Raw genomic sequence first — 17,462 nt, forward strand, 5'->3', positions numbered from 1 at the left:
CCCGAGGTCTCGATGATGGAAGCTTCAATGAGCCAGGCTTGAACCCCAGGCCCTGCTGTCCCAAGCCCACTGACCGAAGAGAAACCCTATGCAACTGGTGATCATCAGCGGCCGCTCCGGGTCGGGAAAATCCATTGCCCTTCAGGCGCTGGAGGATCTGGGCTACTATGCCATCGACAACCTGCCGGCGATGCTTCTGGGTTCTCTGGTGGATGAGCTCAGACAACAAGGTGAGCGAACCCACCTTGCCGTGAGTATCGATGCGCGTAACCTGCCGACGGCGCTTGAACGCTTCCCCACTCTGCTCCACGATATAAAAACCGGTGCCACGCATGTTCAGGTGATTTATCTCACCACCGATGCACGCATTCTGCTGGAACGCTACTCGGCCACGCGAAGGCGTCATCCGCTTACGCGCGATAGTGACATGACGCTGGAAGAGGCGATTGCCAAGGAAGAAGAGACGCTTTTTGGTATTCGCGATCTGGCCGACTTGATGATCGACACCTCCAGGCTTACCGTTCACGACCTTCGCCGGCGAATCACCGATCAACTGGCCCACCAGCATCAGGACCAGCTGACGCTGACGCTGGAATCGTTCGGCTATAAACGCGGCGTGCCGCTGGATGCGGATATCGTGTTCGACATCCGGTGCCTGCCCAATCCCTACTGGGACCCGACGCTTCGCCCCTACACCGGGCGGGATGCAAAGATCGTCGGCTTTCTGGAGACCTATCCGGTCGTCGGGGAAATGGGCGAGGATATTCTGGCCTGGCTGGAAAAGTGGCTGCCGGCGTACCAGAGCAGCCAGCGAAGCTACATGACCATTGCCATCGGCTGCACCGGCGGTCAACACCGTTCGGTATACATGGTCGAGCGTCTGGCGCAGAAGATGCTGGCCAAGCGCTCAAGTGTACAGGTTCGCCATCGCGAGCTGGGGCTTCACTACAGCGTGAACGACTCCCCCAGCCCATGAGCGCCGTTTGACGACAGCTACCTCTGGTTGAACAATGCCCTTGGGCAACGACTACCGCTTCTAGTGTCAAGCGCACGGTTTGTTGACACACTCACTCCACGACACCGCTCGGCGAAAAGGAACCAGGGTGCCAGAAAGAATTTTGACTTTGACCAATCAGCGCGGCCTTCACGCGCGCGCCGCCACCAAGCTCGTTACCTGCGCACAGCGGTTCGAGTCTCGGGTATACGTCTACAAAAAGACCCAGAAGGCTGACGCCGCCAACATCATGTCACTTCTCATGCTGGCTGCGCCCTGCGGCACGGCGCTGACCGTCGAAGCCATCGGAAGCGACGCCGAAGCGGCGCTCAAGGCGCTGGAGGCCCTCTTCGAGGCCCGCTTCGATGAAGAAGTCTGACCCTCGACCATCGACGGCGCCATCCCTTTCTACCGAGCACACCATGCAGCTTATCCAGACCGGCAAGTACTCCCGGGTTCATTTTGATCCCGAACGCGATCAGTTCGTCAAGACGTTCCAGCCCAAGGCCTTCGACCGACTCCGCTATCTTCTGCGCATCCGCCCTTACCCCGGGCTCAACTTCGCGCTCGTCGCCTCCCGCCTGGAGGCGCTCGGCATCGCAACGCCGACGATCACTCAGGCTCGCGCCTATCGGCTGATCACAGAGAATATTCACGGCGTACCGCTCAAGCAGTTGATTCTCGACTCTCAGGATCTGCAGGAACAGTATCTAGACGCCCTGGTGGCCTTTGACCGCGATGGCATCCACTGCCGCGGCCTGCACACCGGGAACTTTCTGGTCCGCGACGGCCGCCTGTTTGCCATCGACCTCGATGCCTACAAGGTGCCGCGCTGGTGGCGCTACCCGCGCCGCGAGTATCTGGACTGCCTGAGCCGCTCACTCCAGGGCGACGAGGCCTTCTTGTTCACCCGGCTTCTCGAGCGGCTGGGCCTTGACGAGAACTACCGTTCGAAGCACTGAACCCCGCCTTTTGAACCAGAACCTGCCCACCAGAAAGCCCGCGACAGAATCGCGGGCTCTTGTCTTGTCGAACGTTGGGAAAGACGCTGGAAGCCGGGCTTAGCTGCCTGCAACGGTCATCGCATCGATGAGCCAGCTGCCCGTATGTATGCTGCCGCGCGTATCGATATCGTCGCCCAGCGCGCTCAGGCCACCGAACATGTCCTTGAGGTTGCCGGCAATGGTGAACTCCTCCACCGGGTACTGAATTTCGCCGTTTTCCACCCAGAACCCTGCTGCCCCGCGGGAATAGTCGCCGGTCACGCCATTCACGCCCTGCCCCATCAGCTCGGTCACCAGAACGCCTCGCCCCATTTGCTTCAACAGCGCATCGACCTCTACAAGCGGAGCTTGCAGGCGAATATTGCGCGCCCCGCCGGCGTTGCCGGTCGTGCTCATGCCCAGGCGCCGAGCGCTGTAGGAAGAGAGCATGTAGCTTGCAATGCGGCCATCTTCGATAAACCGGTTGTGGCGTGTCTGTACGCCTTCACCGTCAAAGGGCGAGCTTGCCATGGCACCGACTTCCCTGGGTCGCTCTTCAAGGCTGAACCATTCAGGAAAGAGCGGCTCACCGAGCGTATCACACAGAAAAGACGCCTCGCGGTAGAGCGCCCCACCGGCCAGCGCTCCCATCAAGTGGCCGATCAACCCGCAGGCCAGAGAGGGATCGAACAGCACGGGAAAAGTACCGGTGGGCGGGCGCCGCGCACCCAGACGACGCAGGGTACGCCGGGCCGCCTCGCGGCCGACACTTTTCGGGTCGCGAAGCGCTTTCGGGTCGCGGGCGGCGGTGTAGTCGTAGTCACGCTGCATGCCCTGTGCGTCCTGGGCAATCAGCATGCACGAAAACGAGTGGCTGCTGCCCTTTTGAGTTCCCAGAAAGCCGTGGCTGTTGGCGTAGACCCGCACGCCTTCACCACTGGAAAGCGATGCACCTTCCGACTGATGAATACCCGTCACCTCGCGTCCGGCCTGCTCGCACTCAAGGGCCAGCTCAATGGCGCGTTCGGTGGTCAGCGCCCAGGGGTGGTGAACGTCAAGATCCGGGAAATCGGTTGCCATGAGCGAGGCATCCGCCAGGCCCGCCGCGGGGTCTTCACCGGTGTACTGGGCTATCGCCAGCGCTTTTTCCACCGCCGCCTTGATCGAGGCCGAGCTTGCATCACTCGACGAGGCGCTTCCTTTGCGCTTGCCTACGTAAAGGGTGACCGCAATGCCCTGATCCCGGGAGAGTTCGACGGTTTCAACGTCGCCCAGACGTACGCTGACCCCCAACCCCTGGTCGACGCTGGCACCCACCTCTGCCTCATCGGCGCCAAGCTTTCTGGCCAGTTCCAGAGCTTCCTGCGCACGCGCGGCCAGCTCTTTCTCCTGGGCGGCTGCATCAAATGCCTGTGCCATCATCGTCTCCTTATCGCCTGTATCGCCGGCGGATCAATGTAGTGGTCGCAGCTGGTATACTAGCTGGCGACAAATCTATTTAGTGAGTTCCGGTATGCCCAAACAACGTCCCGCCCCTACCGAGTTCGATGAGCAGCTCGATGACCAGCAGCGCCCCAGCAAGTCCCAGCTCAAGCGGGAAATGCACGAACTTCAGGCCCTGGGTGAAACGCTGATTGCCATGAAGCCCGCTGAGCGCGCGCGCTTTCCGTTGTCGGACGACATGCTCGCCGCCATCGATGAAACTGCACGAATTCGCTCCCATGAAGGGCGCCGTCGGCATATGCAATACGTCGGCAAGCTGATTCGTAAAGAGGACCTGGTCGCGATCCAGGCCGTCTTCGACGCCATCGAACAGGAAAAGGAGCAGCGCGACCATGCGTTTCACCGTCTCGAAAAATGGCGCGATCGTCTGGTGAACGAAGGCGACCCGGCGGTGGACGCCTTCCTGGCCGAGCACCCGGGTGCTGATCGCCAAGTGGTGCGCCAGCTGGTTCGCAACGCGCGCAAGGAGCGCGAACAGGGCAAGCCACCAGCCAGCGCCCGCAAGCTGTTCAAGCACCTGCGCGAAACACTCGAACTGTAAGCCACTGGTTTATGACTGCGTGCCGCCTACCGTCAGCTCGTCGAGTTTCAAGGTGGGCTGGCCCACGCCGACAGGCACGCCCTGGCCCTCCTTGCCACAAACGCCGACGCCGGTATCCATCGCCATGTCATGGCCGATCATCGATACCCGCCCCATCGCTTCCGGGCCATTGCCGATCAGCGTAGCCCCTTTGACCGGCGTGGTCAGCTTGCCGTCTTCGATGAGGTACGCCTCGCTTGCCGAAAACACGAACTTGCCCGAGGTGATGTCCACCTGTCCACCGCCGAAGCTCACGGCGTAAATGCCGCGCTTGACGCTCTTGATGATATCTTCCGGCTCATCCTGACCTGCCAGCATCACGGTATTGGTCATGCGCGGCATGGGCATGTGGGCAAAGGATTCGCGCCGGGCGTTGCCGGTGGGCGCCATATTCATCAGCCGGGCGTTGAGCTTGTCCTGCATGTAGCCGGTAAGGATGCCATCCTCGATCAACGGCGTGTTCTGGCCCGGCGTACCTTCATCGTCGACGCTCAAGGAGCCCCGGCCATCCTGGATCGTAGCATCGTCCACGATGGTCACGCCCTTGGCGGCCACGCGTTGGCCCATGCGTCCGGAGAACGCCGAGCTGCCCTTGCGGTTGAAGTCGCCTTCCAGCCCGTGGCCCACCGCTTCATGAAGCAGAATCCCCGGCCAGCCCGCGCCCAGCACCACCGGCATCTGGCCGGCCGGGGCGTCCACGGCCTCGAGATTGACCAGGGCCTGGCGCACTGCTTCTTTGGCGTAACGGCTCGCTGCCCCCTGGGCCTTTAGCGTGGCCATGGAGTAACGCCCTCCGCCGCCGGCACCGCCGCGCTCCCGCCGGCCATCTTTGGCGGCAATCACACTGACATTGAAGCGCACCAGAGGCCGAATATCGGCCGCCAGGGTACCGTCGCTGCCGCGTACCAGCACGACCTCATAGGTACCGGAAAGCGAGGCGCTCACCTGGCTGATGCTGGGGTCTGCTGCCCGCGCCACCTGGTCGGCTTCGGTCAGCATGGCGACCTTCTCTTCGGCACTGAGCCCGGCCAGCGGATCGATTCCTGCGTAGCGGTGATCGGCACTGACGATATTCACCGCCTGTCCTGGCAGGCGCTTGCCGCTTTGCACGATGCCTGCGGCGGTTCGTCCGGTATCCATCAAGGCATTGGCGCTGATCTGGTTGGAGTAGGCAAAGCCGGTCTTTTCACCGGCCAGCGAGCGCACGCCCACGCCGCCGTCAATGTTGTAGCTGGCCTCCTTTACCCGACCATCCTCCAGCACCCAGCCCTCTTGCCAGGTGCGCTGAAAGTAGAGATCCGCATAGTCGATGCCAGCGCCCAGCGCATAGCCAAGACCGGTATCGAGGGCGTCGATATCCAGGCCGCTGGGCGTCAACAAGATGGAGACAGCGGTGTCTAAATCGCTCGTTTGTGGGGTCATTAAGGGCCTTCCAAGGTAACCCGCGGCGAGGTCCATGGACCTTGCACGCGAAAGTGTAAAGTCGTTGCCCGGTTCAGCGACTCGCCAAATAACCGGTCGGCGACGAACAGTGCGCCGCCTACCACCGGCGCCCCTGCGGCAATGGCGGCCAGGGGCAGTGTCTGGCTAACCGGCAGTATGACGCCTAAGCGTTGATCAAGTTCACGCTGTAGAAGATCCACCGTGCCTGTCAGCCTTACCGTGGCGGCGGGCGCCTCGATTTGCAAGGGTCCGCGCAGCGCCAATCGTCCACCGGCTACATCGGCGCTGCCGTGAACGCGATCGAAAGCGGTACCTTGACCGGTCATGTCGCTAAAATCCAGCCGCAGGCGCCTCAGGATATTATCCAGATTCAAGAGCCCCACGAGCTTCGCGGAAGTAGAATCCATGGACATGAACCGGCCGTCGCGAATATCGGCATCGATACCACCGGTGGCCCGAGCCAGGTCGAGTTGCCAGGGCGCGCCGGGCCAGGCCAGACGCGCGTTGGCACTGGCCAAACGGCTGCGAATCGCCACCGGTTGATTGAGCTGTTCGAGTGCAGATCCCAGGTCAGCGCCACGCATCACCATGTCCGCCCGGGTTTGCTGATCCTGCCAAAGCAGGTCGCCGCTTAAAGAGAGCTGGCCAAGGGTCAATCCGACCGGGGAAAGTACAAAACGTCGATCTTCGGTTTGCCAATAGGCAGTCAAGGGCCCGATACGACTACCCTGCAACGTGATGTCGGCCAACCGCAAGCGGCCATCGGGGACATCGCCCAGCCAGTCCGGCGCTCTGAAAGGTTCGCTATGCGTGGTCTGTACTGCATCCATCCAGGAATTCGGCGGCGACGTCTCATCATCTTCCTCTTCAAAGGAGATCCCTGCGAGCCTATCGACATCGAACCTGGCAATGGCGATATCCAGAGGCCGCGCGACATCGGGCTGGTAGGCGACCCGTCCGGAAACGATATCGCCCCCCACCTGGGCGTTCAACGCCTGGCCCGCCAGTTGGGCCGAGAGGCTGAGCTCGCCCAGGCACTCGCCGTCAAAGCTCAAGCACGGGGTGTCGAACATCAGTGATACCGGCGTTTGCACATAGGGCACGTCGCTGGGCGCCGAGGCGCTACTCCCGCTCAGCGGGGCCAGCGCCTGTTGCCAGTCCAGAATATCGAGTCTTTCGATATGCGCCTCGATACTCAGGTCAGAGGGCAATTCGCCGTCTGGCAAGGGTGCCGCCCCGCCAATGGCAACGGCCCCGCGAACGGCGTCCTCCAGCAGTAGCCGCGCATGGAAGACGTCACTCAACCGGGTTTCGACATAATTTTGCTCGATATCGGCCTCGAACGCGAAGGGCCAGGGCTCGCCGCGCGCCTTGTCGAACGGGGCGGGAAGCGCGCTTTCCACGCCGGTGAAGTCGCTTTGAAAACGCACATAAGGTGTAGGCTCGAGCCGCACAAGGCCGCGCCAGTCGGCGCGCCCGTTCAAAAGCGCCCGGGCGTATTCGGACTCGACCTCGGCAAGCGCGAAGATCGACGCGGTATCCAGCTCGCCGCTCAACGAGATCCCCTCGTCAGGCACGTTGAAGTCGGCGGCAATGGGGCCGTTTAAAAGCTGGCCTTGGGCGTGGCCCAAAAGCGCAAAACGCGAGCCACGCTGCTGCCAGGTGACGTTCCCGTTCACATCGGTCAAGGGTGCCTGCGTAAACGGCGTGTAACTTACCTGCGAGAAAACAGGTTGGGCATTGATTTCCAGTTCCAGCGCCTCGGGATTGCCCAGATCCAGCGCTGCCAGGATTTCGCCATCGACCTGCCCGCTTGCCTGTACCTTATCGAGTACCGACGTATCGATATCGGGAATCGCTTGAATGAAGTCGATCAGCGAATCGCCGTCGCTCGAGAGCCGACCGGCGATATTGAGCAATTCATCCTCCATGACGACTTCACCCTCGAACGCTTCGATACCCCGACTATTCGCGTGATGCACTTCGGCATTGAGTACCCCGTCTTGCCAGGTCATGCGTCCATCGACCTCCTCGATCAAGGGCCAGTCGTCGGCGATGGGCAGGTAGCCGCGCTCGATATCCAGCGCCAGATTGATAGTGGCGGGGTTCTCCTCACGGTTACCCCCGATAGGCAGCCCCAGGCGCAGCGAGCCGCTCGGCACATAGCCACCCACGTCTTTCAAGAGCCACTCCCGGACGCCCTCGCCCAGGGTCTTGACCGGCAGCCACTGGGAAAGCGGGTAGTTGATGGCGTCCACATCGGCAAAATCGATGTTCAGGCCGAACTGGCCGCGCCGCTCACCTGTAACCAGACCAAAACCGCCGTTGACCCGGGCGCCATCCCAGTCGATATCCAGATTGCGCCCGCTGACCATGGTCCGAGGACCATCGTACACCCACTCCACGAGTCCTTCGGCGTGGCGAAGCTGCATGGGTGCTTCAAACACCCTGGGAAAGTAGAGCTGGCTTGGGCCTGCGCTATTGAACGTGACGCGCCCGCGCAGGTCTCGCGCCTGCACCCAGGCATCCAGCGGCCCGCCCCCCGGCGCCTGCTGCCAGGGCTGAACGGTCACGTTGGTGAGTGCGGCGTCCACGCCCCAACGCCCGTCGCTCTGGCCAAGACGAAGCCCCTGCACCTGGCCGCTGGGCGAGAGCGTTTGAAGCACTCGGGTGACCGATTCCGGCAAGAAGGCATACTCGCGCCACGCGGTGAGTGACGCCAGCTCAAAGGGGCTGGTACGCAGCTCCCATCGGCCCGGCTGGTGGGAAAAGTACCAATGGCGCGGCAACGCCGGGCCTTCGCTCACGTTCTCAGGCTGTGCCCATTCGACGCTATTGGCGTTGGCGCTCAGCCACGCTTCGCCCCCCTCGTCTTCGCGCTCCCACTGTCCATTGGCCTCGATATCGCGCAAGACGGCATACTGCTCTTGCTGGCGAAGTATCAGCTGGGGGATACCGACACCGGCGCGCACCTGGTTCAACTGGCCATGGAACCATTCGCCCCAAAGGCGTACCGAGCCGCCAGCCTGCTCGATATGCGGCATGTGCTCGGCGCGAAAGACATCCCCCAGCGCTACCAGATGATCCAGCTGCAGCTCAAGCTGCACCGCGGCCGTGAAATCGCTGGGGCCTTGGGGGCCGGGTTGCATCTCGGCTTGAAGGATCAGCGCCGGCTGAGCGCTGATCGGTTCCATCGTGCTCGCCTTCAGGATATTCACCGCGCCCTCGAAGCGGGCAAACTCGCGGTTACCCCCCAGCAGCAGCCGAGGGGCATTCAGGGTCAGCGACTCTTCGAGTCCGTGCAGCGTGACATACGTGTCCTGGACCCAAAGACGCTGCTTGAGAATGATCTCGGTCCACCGGTCGATCCTGTCCAGATCGACTTCGGGTTCCGATTCAAGAAGGAGTGGGAACGTGGCGGGGTCGGGCCAGCCCCAGGTTGTTTCATCTTTCTGATAAAGATGGAAATCGATACCTGAGAGATGCGCGTCGCTGAATATCGGCGCACGCTCCTTGAGGGACGCCCAGGAGTTCAGACGCAGATAGACACTATCCAGCGACATCAGCGGTGCATCGTCCGTCTGGGCGCTGAGTCCTTCCAGGCGCAGGACGATATCGTTGCGCTCCAGAGAAATGGCCAGGTGTTCGAGGGTGACCGGCGCGCCGATACGCGCCTCCAGAAACGACTCGATAGGCGCGATCAGGTTGCCGGCCTGGCTGAAGAGCAGCCTGACAACCAGCAACAGCACGGCGATCAGGCCCAGGAGCCAGGCGAACGCAGTCAGCGTCCAGCGTAGAAGTAAAGCCGGTGGCGTCATTACATCAGCACAATGTCGTACTGTTCTTGGGAATAGTGCTGCTCGACCTGAAAGCGTATGGTCTTATTGATAAACGTTTCAAGATCGGCGACCGCCGCCGACTCTTCGTCCAGCAGTCGATCCACCACGGGCTGGGATGCCAGAACCCGGTAGGTGTCGGCGCTGTAGGCTCGCTCCTCACGCAGTATTTCGCGAAAGATCTCGTAACAGATGGTTTCCGGAGTCTTCAGCGTACCGCGGCCGCCACAGGTGGGACACGCTTCGCACAGCGTCTGCTCCAGGCTTTCACGGGTACGCTTGCGAGTCAGTTGAACCAGGCCAAGCTCGGTCACACCAGTACACTTGGTCTTGGCATGGTCGCGCTCCAGCGCCTTTTCCAGTACGCGCAGTACCTGGCGCTGGTGCTCGACATCCACCATATCGATGAAATCGATGATGATGATACCGCCAAGATTTCGAAGCCTCAGTTGGCGGGCGATGGCGGTGGCCGCCTCCAGATTGGTCTTGAAGATGGTCTCTTCCAGGTTGCGATGACCTACGTACCCGCCGGTATTGACGTCGATGGTGGTCATCGCCTCGGTGGGATCGATCACCAGATACCCGCCGGACTTGAGCTGCACCTTGCGCCCGAGTGCTTTCTGGATCTCATCCTCGACGCTGTAGAGATCGAAGATGGGCCGCTCGCCGGGATAGTACTCGATACGATCCACGGCGTAGGGCATGAACTCTTCGGCAAACTCGACAAGCTTGACGAAATTCTCCCGGGAGTCGATGCGCACCTTTTCGATATCGTCACGCATCACATCGCGCAGGGTACGCATGAAAAGCGGCAGATCGTCGTAGATGACGCTGGGCGGCGCGGCACTTATCTTGCGCTCGCTGACCTTGCGCCAGATACGCAGCAGAAAGTACATGTCGCTTTCAAGCTCTTCTTCACCCACCCCTTCAGCGGCGGTACGCACGATGAAGCCGCCGGTGATCTCCAGGGTTTGTGCGTCGATGCTCCTGTCCAGCAGGCTTTTCAAACGCTCGCGCTCGCTCTCGTCCTCGATACGCTGGGATACGCCGTGATTGGGCGAGTCCGGCATGTAGACCAGATAGCGCGAGGGAATCGACAGATGCGTGGTCAGTCGCGCCCCCTTGGTGCCGATCGGGTCCTTGGTGACCTGTACCACCAGCGCCTGGCCTTCGTGCAAGAGCTGGCCGATGGTGAGTTGCTCCTCACTGGGTGTATGCGAGGGCATGACCTCATGAGCGTGAATGAAGGCAGCGCGCTCCAGGCCAATATCAACAAAGGCAGCCTGCATACCAGGCAGCACCCGCACCACCTTGCCTTTGTAGATATTGCCAACGATGCCGCGTCTGCGTGAGCGCTCGATCAATGCCTCTTGCAGCACCCCGTTTTCGACCAGTGCCACGCGGGTCTCCATCGGGGTTAAATTGATAAGGACTTCACCGCTCATGCACTCTTCCTTATGGGCTCGCTTGCTTCAAAGAATCCGTATTGAAGCTACTTTACAGGCGAGCCGACCAAACGGACACACCCTGACTTGAAAGTAAGCGCGACGTTTCAAATAAAGGCAATCCCACCACCGCCGAATGACTGCCTTGTATCTCTTCGACAAAGACGGCGGCCAGCCCCTGAATGGCATAGCCCCCCGCCTTGTCGCGGGGCTCGCCGGTTCGCCAGTAGCGGGCGATTTCATCGTTTGTAATCCTGCGCATGCGCACCGAGGTGCTGACACAACACGAGCGCGTGCCATGAGGGCCGATCACGGCCACCCCGGTAACCACCTGATGCGTGCGCCCGGAAAGCGCTGTCAACATCGCGTGGGCGTCAAACTCGTTGGCCGGCTTGCCAAGCAGTCGCCCGTCCAGGACCACGGCGGTGTCGGAGCCCAGCACCGGCAAGTCGGTATACGGCTTGCTGGCCCGCGCCTTGGCAAGTGCCAGGCGCTCGACGTAGCTCTGGGCAGGTTCGTCGGGATAGGGCGTTTCATCGATATAGCTTGGCCGAACCACGACGCTCACCCCGATGGAGGCGAGAAGCGCCTTGCGCCGAGGCGACGCGGAGGCCAGACAGAGTACGGGGGCATCGTGGGTGGTGGAAAACGAGCGCTGCTGGGGCATTACTGGGCCTTTATCCTGTGTCATTCGCCACTAGCCGCCGGCCGCCCGGCGCTCCAACGCACTTAGCATGGTCGCAAGCCAAGGCCAGAGCAACCCGCTGATCAGTGACGATATCAGAAAGGACAGGTGAATGGTGAACTCGCCGGTCAGTACCCGAAGCCACTGCTCGACCAGCTGCACAAGTCCCAGCAGCACCAGCACCAGCACCGCCTGCTGAACCAGCGAGTAGGCGCGAAACCGGGGATAGACCAGCGCCGCTAGAAACGCCAGCAGCGAGAACACCAGCGCATGCTGACCAAGCACACTGCCATCAATCAAGTCCACCATCAAACCGATGGCGAAACCGTGAAATACACCCACCCGATCAGGCACTCGCATGCACCAGTAAACCAGCATCAGGCCAATCCACTCGGGTCGGTACACCTGCCAGCCGTCAGCCAGCGGCATTACCTGAAGGCATAAAGCCAGTATCAGGCTGAGCCAAACCACGACGAGCGGAATAACCGGCGCTCTAGCCATTGGGCACCTCCATGAGCGGAGCCGGGCCCACTTCGCCAAGACGCTCCGAGGCGTTGATGGCATCACTCGAGACCGACATGGAGCTATCCCACAACGTAGTGTCTTCCTCTTCGAAAGGCGGCGGGAAGAGCAGGAGGAAATGGCGCGAGCGTGTGAGCTGAGCGGACGGTTCGGCGCTTACCCGGGCAAAGGGCTGGCCGGGGTCGTGATAGACCTCGGTCACCCGGGCGACCGGGTAACCCGGCGGAAAACGCCCGGCCAATCCCGAGGTGGTCAGCAGATCGCCTTCGCGAATATCGGCGGTATCGGGTACGTGCAGAACGCTCAGGCTGTCGTAGCGCCCGCTGCCCTGAACGATGAAGCGAAGCCCGTTGCGGTTGACCTGAACCGGCAGAGCGTGGCTGGCATCCGCCAGCAGCAGCACCCGGCTCGAGTAAGCCGATACCGCCGTCACCTGGCCCACCAAGCCGAAGGCATCGATGACCGGCTGGCCCACGTAGGCGCCGTTACGGTGCCCGCGGTCCACCACCATTTGATGGCTAAAGGGGTCGTTATCCAGCGATAGAAGCTCTGCCGACATGAACGGAATGTCGGTGCGTTTGGCGGCGTCAAGCAGCTCGCGTAGCTGAGCGTTTTCGGCGGTCAGGTTGGCCAGACGCTGCCCGCGATGGGAAAGGGTCAGGATCTGCTCGCGCAGCCGCCGGTTCTCATCCACCAGCGCCTGCTGGTCGGACAATACCAGCGAGCCCCAGTTGAGAAGATCGCTTGGCAGACTGACGATCCATTGAATCGGGGCCACCACCATGGTCATATGAGCGCGGACATCTTCCATGCGAGTAAAGCGCTGGTCGACAAACATCAAGGCACTTGCCGCCAGCACGCAAAAGAAGAGTCGATAGCCCGGCAAGGGGCCATGCGAAAATAGCGGTTTAATAGGCAATCCCCCCGCAGTAAACCGCTAGAATCAGTCGCTTGAAAGCAGCTCGAAGGTATGCTGATCGATCATCTCAAGCGCTTTACCGCCGCCACGCGCAACGCAGGTCAGCGGGTCTTCGGCCACGATCACGGGAAGCCCCGTTTCCTCGGCGATCAGCTTGTCCAGGTCACGCAACAGCGCCCCGCCACCGGTCAGCACCAGGCCGCGCTCGGCGATGTCCGAGGCAAGCTCGGGCGGCGACTGCTCCAGCGCGCTTTTCACCGCGGCCACGATGGAGCCCAGCGTTTCCTGCAGCGCTTCGAGAATCTCGTGGGAATTGAGCGTGAAGCTTCGGGGAATGCCTTCGGCCAGATTGCGGCCGCGCACGTCGATCTCGCGCAGTTCGCCGCCGGGATAAGCGCAGCCGATCTCTTCCTTGATACGCTCGGCGGTGGCCTCGCCTATCAAGCTGCCGTAGTGGCGGCGCACGTACGCGGTGATCGCCTCATCAAAACGGTCACCGCCCACGCGGATGGATTCGGAGTAGACCACACCGTTGAGCGAAATGATCGCGATCTCGGTGGTACCCCCGCCGATATCCACGACCATCGAGCCTTGCGCTTCCTCGACGGGCAAGCCTGCGCCGATGGCGGCGGCCATGGGCTCTTCGATCAAGAAGACTTCCCGCGCCCCTGCGCCCTCGGCGGATTCACGAATGGCGCGACGCTCGACCTGAGTCGACATGCACGGCACACACACCAGTACCCGTGGGCTTGGCGTCAAGAAGGTGCTTTGATGCACCTTACGAATGAAGTGCTGGAGCATCTGCTCGGTAACGGTAAAATCGGCAATCACCCCGTCTTTCATCGGGCGAATCGCCGTGATGTTGCCGGGCGTACGGCCAAGCATGCGTTTGGCGTCAGCCCCGACGGAGGCAACGCTGCGCATATTGCCCGATTGGCGAATGGCGACGACGGACGGCTCGTCAAGGACGATACCGCGACCGCGTACATAAATCAGTGTGTTGGCCGTACCCAGATCGATCGATAAATCGCTGGAAAACAGCCCCCTCAAACGTTTGAACATGGATGTTGTTACCTAGTGCAGACCGGGAACCCTGTGCGGATGCAAACGGTATCACCGCAACCCGCCGGCAGCAAGCACGAGTCGCTCCCCTGCCCGTTGCGGCCATTGTGTGGTACCTTTTGCGGCTATTTACCACGTCTTTATCACAAGACGACTTTAAGATGACCGTATGTATACCGCGTGAAGCGGAATATGTTCCATTACGTTTGCGAGGAAACCCCGATCATGGCGCTTGAAGAATCTCATGTGCGCCGGGCCGCACACCTGGCCCGAATCGCCATCAGCGACGACCAAGCCAGCCGCTTTGTGGACGATCTCAGCCGGATTTTAGACATGGTCGACCAGTTACAGCGTGTTGATACCGACAATGTCGCGCCGCTCTCCCATCCGCTCGACGCCACCCAGCGCCTGCGAGCCGATGAAGTCACCGAAATCAACCATCGCGACGAGTACCAGCGCTGCGCCCCTTCCGTGGAAGACGGCCTCTACCTGGTGCCGCGTGTGGTGGAGTAAGTGATGATCCCCTCTCCTCATTCTGGTTTTTTCCATTCGTCCCGAACGGAGCTTTTGGGTCATGCATAATCAAACCGTAACCCAGCTGGCCGCTGCCCTGAAAAGCGGCGAGTTCTCAAGTCGTGAATTGACCGCCCACTATCTACAGCGGATCGAAAAGATCGATGGCAAGCTCAACAGCTTCATAAGCGTGACCGCCGAGCAGGCGCTTCATGGCGCCGAGGCCGCCGACAAGGCACGCGCCAACGATGACGCCCATACCTTGACCGGCGTGCCGCTGGCGCTGAAGGATATTTTCTGTACCAAAGGGGTAAAAACCAGCTGCGGCTCCAAGATGCTGGATAACTTCGTTGCCCCTTACGATGCCGCCGTGGTGGAAAAATTGAACGCTGTCGGCAGCATCAGCCTTGGCAAGACCAACATGGACGAGTTCGCCATGGGCTCTTCCAACGAAAACAGCCACTTTGGTGCCGTCAAGAATCCCTGGGACTTGAACGCCGTGCCCGGTGGAAGTTCCGGCGGAAGTGCGGCGGCAGTAGCGGCCGGGCTGGTACCGGCGGCACTCGGCACCGATACCGGCGGCTCGATTCGCCAGCCCGCTGCGTTTTGCGGCATTACCGGACTCAAGCCCACCTACGGGCGAGTTTCGCGTTACGGGATGATCGCCTACGCCTCGAGCCTCGATCAAGCCGGCCCCATGGCGCGTTCGGCTTCCGACTGTGCGCACCTGATGAACGTCATTGCCGGCCACGATGTGCGCGATTCCACCAGTGCCACGCGCGGCGTGCCCGACTACACCGAGACCCTGGATGCCCCGCTGTCCGGGCTCAAGATCGGCCTTCCCAAGGAGTACTTTGGCGATGGCCTGGACGCGGATGTCGAGCACGCCATCCGTGAGGCGGTCAAGGTGTACGAGTCTCTGGGCGCGACCGTTCGCGAGGTGAGCCTGCCCCACACTCACTACGCCATTCCCGCCTATTACGTTATTGCCCCGGCCGAGGCGTCATCGAATCTTTCACGTTTTGACGGGGTGCGCTTTGGTCATCGCTGCAAGGACCCCGCCGACCTGATCGATCTTTACACCCGTTCACGGGAGGAGGGATTCGGCGAGGAAGTCAAGCGGCGCATCCTGATCGGCACGCACACGCTGTCCGAAGGGTTTTTCGACGCTTACTACATCAAGGCGCAGAAGGTACGTCGTCTGATTCGTCAGGACTTTCTGGACGCCTTCGAGGATGTCGATGTACTGATGGGCCCGGCCGCGCCCACCACGGCTTTCGATATCGGCGCTAAGAAGGACCCGGTGTCGATGTATCTGCAGGATATCTACACCATCGCCGTCAATCTCGCCGGCATTCCCGGCATGAGCGTGCCGGCGGGCTTCGTGAATGGCCGCCCGGTAGGTCTTCAGATTCTGGGCACCCATTTTGCCGAGGCCCAGCTTCTCAATGTGGCTCACCAGTTCCAGCAGGCCACTGACTGGCACCTTCACCTTCCTGCCCTTGCCGAGGAGAACGCCTAATGCAATGGGAAACCGTCATCGGGCTGGAGGTCCACGTTCAGCTCGCCACCCGCTCCAAGATCTTCTCCGGCTCTTCCACCGCCTTCGGCAACGAGCCCAACACCCAGGCGAGTGCTGTGGATCTTGCCTTGCCCGGCACCCTGCCGGTCCTGAATGAGCAGGCGGTCGCCATGGCCATACAGTTTGGCCTGGCGATCCACTCCGAGATTCCGGAAGTATCGGTTTTTGATCGCAAGAACTACTTCTATGCGGACCTGCCCAAGGGCTACCAGACCAGCCAGATGTATCATCCCATCGTCGGGGCGGGCGATGTCGAGATCACCTTGGACGACGGCGTCACCAAACGTATCCGTGTTCACCATGCCCACCTGGAAGAGGACGCCGGCAAGTCGCTTCACGAAGACTTTCAGGGCATGACGGGGATCGACCTCAACCGGGCGGGGACCCCGCTTCTGGAGATCGTCTCCGAGCCGGACATGCGCAGCGCCAAGGAAGCCGCCGCCTATCTCAAGGCGATTCACTCGATTGTGACCTATCTGGGGATTTCCGACGGCAACATGGCGGAAGGCTCGATGCGTTGCGATGTCAACGTATCGGTGCGTCCTGTGGGGCAGGAAGCGTTCGGTACCCGTGCCGAGATCAAGAACGTCAACTCGTTTCGTTTCGTCGAACGCGCCATCGCCTTTGAAGTGGAGCGTCAGATCGAGCTGATCGAGGACGGCGGCAAGGTGGTTCAGGAAACCCGCCTGTTCGACCCGGAACGCGACGAAACCCGAAGCATGCGTACCAAGGAGGAAGCCAACGACTACCGTTACTTCCCCTGCCCGGATCTTCTGCCGGTCGTCCTCGACCAGGCTTACCTCGAACATCTCAAGGCCCAGCTGCCCGAGCTTCCCGCCGACAAGCGCGCGCGTTTTCAAGAAGCGCTCGGACTTTCGGCCTATGATGCCAGCGTGCTCTCGGCAAGCCGGGAGATGGCGGAGTTTTTCGAAGAGGTCTACCGGGTTTGCGGTGACGCCAAGCAGGCAGCCAACTGGGTCCAGGGTGAGCTTTCCGGCGCGCTCAACCGGGAAAATCTGAGCATTCAGCAAAGTCCGGTTTCCGCCCAGCAGCTAGGCCAGCTGATCGCCCGCGTGGTAGATGACACGATCAACGGCAAGGCGGCCAAGGAGGTCTTCCAGGCGCTGTGGAACGGCCAGGGCAAGAACGCCGACGAGATCATCGAGGCCAAGGGTCTCAAGCAGGTTACCGATACCGGCGCGATTGAGGCGATGATCGATCAGGTAATCAGCGAAAGTCCGGCGCAGGTAGCCCAGTACCGCGACGCCGAACCGGAAAAGCGCGGCAAGATGATCGGCTACTTCGTGGGTCAGGTGATGAAGGCCTCCCGCGGCACCGCCAATCCTCAGCAGGTCAACGGGCTCTTGAAAGAGAAGCTCGACGCGCTGCTCTAGG

15 protein-coding genes are annotated in these 17,462 nt (G+C 61.3%); 7 read left to right on the forward strand and 8 right to left on the reverse strand.

What is annotated here, in order from left to right; genetic code table 11:
• The first annotated feature begins 88 nt into the window (after nucleotides 1-88).
• The 3 genes from rapZ (at nucleotide 89) to ACWF8S_RS10195 (ending at nucleotide 1,956) form a co-directional block, all read left to right on the forward strand.
• On the forward strand, nucleotides 89-976 hold the full coding sequence (gene rapZ / locus ACWF8S_RS10185) for an RNase adapter RapZ (RefSeq protein ID WP_447553207.1): 888 nt from the start codon (nucleotides 89-91) through the stop codon (nucleotides 974-976).
• Nucleotides 977-1,103: 127 nt separating this feature from the next.
• Nucleotides 1,104-1,373, forward strand: a complete 270-nt coding sequence (locus ACWF8S_RS10190) for an HPr family phosphocarrier protein (RefSeq protein ID WP_447553208.1) — start codon at nucleotides 1,104-1,106, stop codon at nucleotides 1,371-1,373.
• A gap of 43 nt (nucleotides 1,374-1,416) precedes the next feature.
• Nucleotides 1,417-1,956 (forward strand): hypothetical protein, encoded by a 540-nt coding sequence (locus tag ACWF8S_RS10195; protein ID WP_447553209.1) that lies wholly within the window; start codon nucleotides 1,417-1,419, stop codon nucleotides 1,954-1,956.
• 99 nt (nucleotides 1,957-2,055) lie between these two features.
• Here ACWF8S_RS10195 and pmbA read toward each other — a convergent pair whose 3' ends face one another.
• Nucleotides 2,056-3,396, reverse strand: coding sequence for a metalloprotease PmbA (gene pmbA, locus ACWF8S_RS10200; RefSeq protein WP_447553210.1), 1,341 nt, complete (start codon nucleotides 3,394-3,396; stop codon nucleotides 2,056-2,058).
• Nucleotides 3,397-3,490: 94 nt separating this feature from the next.
• Here pmbA and yjgA point away from each other — a divergent pair, with 94 nt between their 5' ends.
• Nucleotides 3,491-4,021, forward strand: coding sequence for a ribosome biogenesis factor YjgA (gene yjgA, locus ACWF8S_RS10205; protein ID WP_447553211.1), 531 nt, complete (start codon nucleotides 3,491-3,493; stop codon nucleotides 4,019-4,021).
• Between the two features lie 9 nt (nucleotides 4,022-4,030).
• On the opposite strand, the gene tldD is transcribed toward yjgA, so the two are convergent.
• Genes tldD through ACWF8S_RS10240 form a run of 7 tightly spaced genes read right to left on the reverse strand, consistent with a single transcriptional unit; the run spans nucleotide 4,031 to nucleotide 13,972 of the window.
• Nucleotides 4,031-5,482, reverse strand: coding sequence for a metalloprotease TldD (tldD, locus tag ACWF8S_RS10210; RefSeq protein ID WP_447553212.1), 1,452 nt, complete (start codon nucleotides 5,480-5,482; stop codon nucleotides 4,031-4,033).
• Nucleotides 5,482-9,321 (reverse strand): YhdP family phospholipid transporter, encoded by a 3,840-nt coding sequence (locus tag ACWF8S_RS10215; protein WP_447553213.1) that lies wholly within the window; start codon nucleotides 9,319-9,321, stop codon nucleotides 5,482-5,484. Before ACWF8S_RS10215 ends, tldD begins: the two co-directional genes overlap by 1 nt.
• Complete coding sequence (gene rng / locus ACWF8S_RS10220; RefSeq protein WP_447553214.1) at nucleotides 9,321-10,784, reverse strand: ribonuclease G; 1,464 nt, start codon at nucleotides 10,782-10,784, stop codon at nucleotides 9,321-9,323. Before rng ends, ACWF8S_RS10215 begins: the two co-directional genes overlap by 1 nt.
• A 52-nt stretch (nucleotides 10,785-10,836) precedes the next feature.
• Nucleotides 10,837-11,451, reverse strand: a complete 615-nt coding sequence (locus ACWF8S_RS10225) for a Maf family protein (protein ID WP_447553215.1) — start codon at nucleotides 11,449-11,451, stop codon at nucleotides 10,837-10,839.
• Between the two features lie 30 nt (nucleotides 11,452-11,481).
• A complete protein-coding gene (gene mreD / locus ACWF8S_RS10230; protein WP_447553216.1) occupies nucleotides 11,482-11,970 on the reverse strand; it encodes a rod shape-determining protein MreD in 489 nt (162 codons plus the stop codon).
• Entirely contained in the window at nucleotides 11,963-12,910 is a 948-nt protein-coding gene (mreC, locus tag ACWF8S_RS10235; protein ID WP_447553217.1) for a rod shape-determining protein MreC, read from the reverse strand. The genes mreD and mreC overlap by 8 nt, the downstream gene beginning before the upstream one ends.
• 24 nt (nucleotides 12,911-12,934) lie before the next feature.
• The gene (locus tag ACWF8S_RS10240; protein ID WP_018915723.1) at nucleotides 12,935-13,972 is read right to left on the reverse strand and encodes a rod shape-determining protein; all 1,038 of its coding nucleotides are present in this window, start codon (nucleotides 13,970-13,972) and stop codon (nucleotides 12,935-12,937) included.
• Nucleotides 13,973-14,197: 225 nt separating this feature from the next.
• Between ACWF8S_RS10240 and gatC the strand changes: the two genes are divergently transcribed.
• The 3 genes from gatC (at nucleotide 14,198) to gatB (ending at nucleotide 17,461) form a co-directional block, all read left to right on the forward strand.
• Entirely contained in the window at nucleotides 14,198-14,485 is a 288-nt protein-coding gene (gene gatC, locus ACWF8S_RS10245) for an Asp-tRNA(Asn)/Glu-tRNA(Gln) amidotransferase subunit GatC (RefSeq protein WP_447556581.1), read from the forward strand.
• Between the two features lie 61 nt (nucleotides 14,486-14,546).
• The gene (gatA, locus tag ACWF8S_RS10250; RefSeq protein WP_447553218.1) at nucleotides 14,547-16,007 is read left to right on the forward strand and encodes an Asp-tRNA(Asn)/Glu-tRNA(Gln) amidotransferase subunit GatA; all 1,461 of its coding nucleotides are present in this window, start codon (nucleotides 14,547-14,549) and stop codon (nucleotides 16,005-16,007) included.
• A complete protein-coding gene (gatB, locus tag ACWF8S_RS10255; RefSeq protein WP_447553219.1) occupies nucleotides 16,007-17,461 on the forward strand; it encodes an Asp-tRNA(Asn)/Glu-tRNA(Gln) amidotransferase subunit GatB in 1,455 nt (484 codons plus the stop codon). The genes gatA and gatB overlap by 1 nt, the downstream gene beginning before the upstream one ends.
• Nucleotide 17,462: the final 1 nt, after the last annotated feature.

The sequence above is a fragment of the Vreelandella xerophytica genome (assembly GCF_968048975.1).